General features: G+C 73.4%; 1 protein-coding gene. It reads left to right on the forward strand.

What is annotated here, in order from left to right; genetic code table 11:
• Positions 1 to 5,239, forward strand: a 5,239-nt coding sequence (locus AB8Z36_RS28630) for a type I polyketide synthase (protein ID WP_369216282.1), incomplete at its 5' end; no start/stop codon positions are given.
• Positions 5,240 to 5,241 lie beyond the last annotated feature (2 nt).

A 5,241-nucleotide genomic window follows, 5' to 3' on the forward strand; every position in this document is an offset into this window, starting at 1 on the left:
CTTCCAGCGTCAGCGCTACTGGCTCACCGCGACCGGCGGAGCGCCCGCGGCGGCCGAAGGCGCCGGACTCGACGCCGCCGACCACCCGCTCCTCGGCGCGGTCGTGGCGCTGCCCGACTCCGGTGGCGCGGWGCTCACGGGCAGGCTGTCGGTGGAGGCGCAGCCGTGGCTCGCCGACCACGTGGTCCTCGGCCGGGTGCTGCTGCCGGGTGCCGTCCTCGTGGAACTGGCCCTGGCCGCGGGCGACACCGTCGACTGCGCCACGCTGGACGAGCTGACCCTCGCGGCACCGCTGGTGCTGTCCGAACACGGCGGCGTCCAGGTCCGCGTCATCGTCGGACCGCGCACCGGCGAACGCCGCACGGTCGCCGTCTACTCCCGCCCCGAAGGCACCCAGCAGGACTGGGCCACCCACGCCACCGGATTCCTCACGGATACGGAGACGGGTACTGATGCGGATACGGCGAGGGACACCGGCCCGGCCGACTTCGCGGCGGGCCAGTGGCCGCCGCCGGGCGCCGAGACGATTCCTGTGGGAGACGCCTACGACATCTTCCTGGGGCGTGGATACGCCTACGGGCCCATGTTCCAGGGGCTGCGTGCGGCGTGGCGCCGGGGCGAGGAACTCTTCGCCGAGGTGGCGCTCCCGGAGGGGGCGTCGGAGGAGGCGGGCCGGTTCGGTCTGCACCCGGCGCTCCTCGACGCCACGATGCACGCCGCGATCCTCAACGACAGCGCGCGCTCCGGCGGCGAGGGCGGTGACGGCGGCACGGTGATCCCGTTCGCCTGGAACCGTGTCTCCCTGCACGCGGTGGGCGCCGCCGCCGTGCGCGTCCGGATCGCCACCGCCGAGGACGGCGGCATGGACATCCGGGTCGCCGACGTCACCGGCGCGCCGGTCCTGACGGTCGGCTCCATGGTGGGCCGACCGGTCTCCACCGACCAGCTCGGCGCGGCGTCGGGCGACTCCGGCGCGCTGTACGGCTTCGACTGGGTGCCCTCGGGTGTGGCGGGGTCGACGGACGCGCGCTGGGTGTCGTGGGCCGATGTCGCTGACACTGCCGATGCCGTTGACGGTGCGGATGCGCCTGGTGTGGTGGTGCTGGACTGTGGTGTGCCGGATGCGTCTGTGGATGTGCCTGGTGGTGTGCGGTCGGTGTTGGACCGGGTGCTGGGTGTGGTGCAGGAGTGGCTTGCTGGTGAGCGGTTCGCGGGGTCGCGTCTTGTGGTCGTGACGCGGGGTGCGATGCCCGTGGACGCGGACGCTGACGGCACGGCGCTTGCGGGTGATGTGGTGCAGGCTCCGGTGTGGGGTCTGGTGCGTGCGGCGCTCGCGGAGAACCCGGGGCGGTTCGCCCTGGTGGATCTGGGACCGGGCGCGGATGTGTCGGCCGAACTGGACGCGGCGGTGGCGGCGGTGGTCTCTGGCGAGTCCGAGGTCGCTGTGCGCGGCGGCTCCGTACTGGTGCCGAGGCTGACGCGCCTGCCCGACGAGGGTCGCGTACGAGAGGACGCTGCTGACTCTGACTCCGTGCCGCCGTTGGACGGCTCCGGCGCGGTCCTGATCACCGGTGGTACGGGTGGTCTGGGTGCTGTGGTGGCCCGTTATCTGGTGGCCGAGCGTGGGGTGCGGGATGTGGTCCTGACCTCGCGGCGCGGCCCGGCGGCCCCGGGCGCGGCACACCTCGCCGCTGAACTGGAGGAGATGGGCGCGGCGGTCGAGGTTCTCTCCTGCGACATGTCCGACCGTGCCGCCGTGCACGGCTTGGTGGGTTCGCTGGCCGAGAGCCGGGGTCTGCTGGCGGTTGTCCACGCGGCTGGTGTGGGTGACAACGGTCTGGTCGGTGCGTTGTCGCCGGAGCGGGTCGATGGTGTGCTGGGTCCGAAGGCGGATGCGGCGTGGTGGCTGCATGAGGCGACGGCCGGGCTGGAGTTGGCGGCGTTCGTGCTGTTCTCGTCGGCCGGTGGTCTGGTGCTGACCGCGGGGCAGGGCAATTACGCGGCGGCGAATGTGTTCCTGGACGCGTTGGCGGCGCGGCGTCGGGCCGAGGGTCTGGTGGCGACGTCGATGGCGTACGGGTTCTGGGATGTGGGCGCCGGTCTGGGCCAGTACCTGTCCGAGGTGGACCGGCGGCGGATGGCTACGCAGGGTCTGCCGGTGCTCTCCCACGACGCCGGGCTCGCGCTGTTCGCGCGAGGGCTCGACCGGGCCGAGGCCACGGTGGTGCCGCTGCGGGTGGACACCGCCGCGCTGCGCACCCGTACCGACGAAGTCCCCGCCCTGTTGCGCACCCTGGCTCCGGTCGCCCGGCGCATGGCGGCCGCAGCGGGATCGGGTGCCGGAGCGCATGGTGCCGAAGCGTCGGCGCACCGGCTGGCCGGTCTTCCCGCCGCTGAACGGCACCGCACGGTCTTGCAGTTGGTGCGGTCGCACGTGGCGTCGGTGCTTGGTCATGGCTCGGCGGAGGTGATCGGTCCGGACCGGGCGTTCCAGGAGCTGGGCTTCGACTCGCTGGCCGCGACCGAGTTGCGTAACCAGCTCAACAATGTGACCGGGTTGCGTCTTCCGGCGACCCTGGTCTTCGACCACCCCAACGCCCTCGCCGTCACCGAGCACATCGTGTCGCGGCTCGGCGGCAGCGAGGTCGTGCGGGACGCGGAGGCGGTCCCCACGGGTGCCGTGCAGCCCGCTGCCGACGAGCCCATCGCCATCGTCGGCATGGCCTGCCGCTACCCGGGCGGGGTGACCACCCCCGAGGAACTGTGGCGCCTGGTCATGGACGGCACCGACACGGTCTCCGACCTTCCCGACGACCGTGGCTGGGACGTGGAAGACCTCTACGACCCGGAGCCCGGCAAGGAGGGCAAGAGCTACACGCGCCGGGGCAGCTTCCTGCACGACGCGGCGCAGTTCGACCCCGGGTTCTTCGGTATCTCGCCGCGCGAGGCCCTGTACATGGACCCGCAGCAGCGTCTCCTGCTGGAGACCTCGTGGGAGGCCCTGGAGCGGGCGGGCATCGACCCGGCCTCGCTCAAGGGCAGCAGGACCGGTGTCTTCGCCGGTGTGATGTACCACGACTACGCGCTCAACGTCTCGCCCTCCGGCACCGCGGGCGGCAGCGTGGTGTCCGGCCGCCTCTCGTACACCTACGGCTGGGAAGGCCCGGCCGTCACCGTCGACACCGCCTGCTCCTCCTCGCTCGTCGCGCTGCACCTCGCGGTGCAGGCGCTGCGCTCGGGCGAGTGCTCGCTGGCCGTGGCCGGTGGCGCCACCGTGATGTCGACGCCCGGCATGTTCGTCGAGTTCAGCCGCCAGCGCGGTCTCTCGGCCGACGGGCGCTGCAAGGCCTTCGCGGGCGCGGCCGACGGTGTCGGCTGGTCCGAGGGCGTCGGCGTGCTCCTGGTGGAGCGGCTCTCGGACGCGGTCCGCAACGGACACCGGGTGCTCGCCGTGGTCAAGGGCACGGCCGTCAACCAGGACGGTGCCTCCAACGGCTTCACCGCCCCCAACGGCCCCTCCCAGCAGCGGGTGATCCGCCAGGCGCTGCGAGGTGCCGGATGCGCCGCCTCCGAGGTGGACGTGGTCGAGGCGCACGGTACGGGCACCACCCTGGGCGACCCGATCGAGGCGCAGGCCCTGCTCGCCACCTACGGTCAGGACCGCCCCGAGGACCGGCCGCTGCTGCTCGGCTCCATCAAGTCGAACATCGGGCACGCCCAGGCCGCCGCCGGTGTCGCCGGGGTCATCAAGATGGTCATGGCGATGGAGCACGGCACGGTGCCGCGCACCCTGCACGTGGACCGCCCCTCGCCGCACGTCGACTGGACCGAGGGCCGCGCCGAACTGGTCACCGAGGAACGCCCGTGGCCGGTCACCGGCCGGCCGCGCCGGGCGAGCGTCTCCGCGTTCGGCCTCAGTGGCACCAACGCCCACGTCGTACTGGAGCAGGGTCCCGCCCCGGCGTCGGAGGCGTCGCGGTCCGCCGACGGGACCGGTCCCGTCGCCGAACGTCCCGCGCCCGCCGTCCTGCCGTCGACGGTGTCCGCGGCGACCCCCGAGGCGCTGCGCGCGCAGGCCGTCCGGCTGCTCGACCATGTATCGGCGCGTCCCGAGGAGCGCCCGCTGGACACGGCGTACACGCTGGCCACCGCCCGTACCGCCCTTGAGTCCCGCGCGGTCGTGCTCGGCACCGGCCGCGACGAACTCCTGGCCGGGCTGCGGGCCCTCGCCGAGGGCACGGACGCACCCGGTGTCATCACCGGTGCGGCCCGGTCCGTCGGTACCACCGCGTTCCTGTTCTCGGGGCAGGGCTCGCAGCGCCTGGGCATGGGCCGCGCGCTCCACGAGAACTTCCCCGTGTTCGCGGAGTCCTTCGACGCGGTGTGCGCGGCGCTCGACGAGCACCTGGAGCGTCCGCTGCGCGAGGTGGTGTGGGGCGAGGACGCGTCGGTCCTCGACGGCACCGCGTACGCACAGGCGGCCCTGTTCGCCGTCGAGGTGGCCCTGTACCGGCTGCTCGCCTCCTGGGGCGTCACGCCCGACTTCGTGGCCGGTCACTCCATCGGCGAGGTCGCCGCGGCCCACGTCGCCGGAGTGCTCTCCCTCGCCGACGCCTGCGCCCTGGTCGCCGCGCGTGGCCGTCTGATGCAGGCGCTGCCCGCGGGCGGCGCGATGGTGGCGGTGGAGGCCACCGAGGCGGAGCTCCTGGAGTTCCTCGGGTCCGGCGAGTTCCTGACGTCCAGCGGGGCCGAACAAGTGGCTGTCGCCGCCGTCAACGGGCCCACCTCGGTGGTGGTCTCGGGCGCCGAGGAGGCCGTCGACGCGGTCGCCGAGGCGTTCCGGGAGCGGGGACGCCGAGCCAGCCGACTGCGCGTCTCGCACGCCTTCCACTCGCCGCTGATGGAACCGATGCTCGCGGAGTTCCGGGAGGTCCTCGCGGGTCTCTCGTACGCGGAGCCGCGGATACCGGTCGTCTCCAACGTGACCGGACGCATCGCCGCGACCGGCGAACTGACCACCCCCGACTACTGGGTGACGCATGTCCGCCAGGCCGTACGCTTCGCCGACGGAGTCGACGCGCTCCGCGCCGCCGGAGTCGACCGCTGCGTCGAGATCGGCCCGGAGGCCGTCCTGACCGGCATGGCCCGCGCCTGCCTCGACGGCGCCGAGGACACCGCCGTCCTGCTGGTGCCGACGGCCCSCAAGGGCCGCGACGAGACGGGTGGGCGAGGGCGGTGAGG

The sequence above is a fragment of the Streptomyces flavofungini genome, from assembly GCF_041028215.1.
GTDB classification, from domain to species: domain Bacteria; phylum Actinomycetota; class Actinomycetes; order Streptomycetales; family Streptomycetaceae; genus Streptomyces; species Streptomyces flavofungini_B.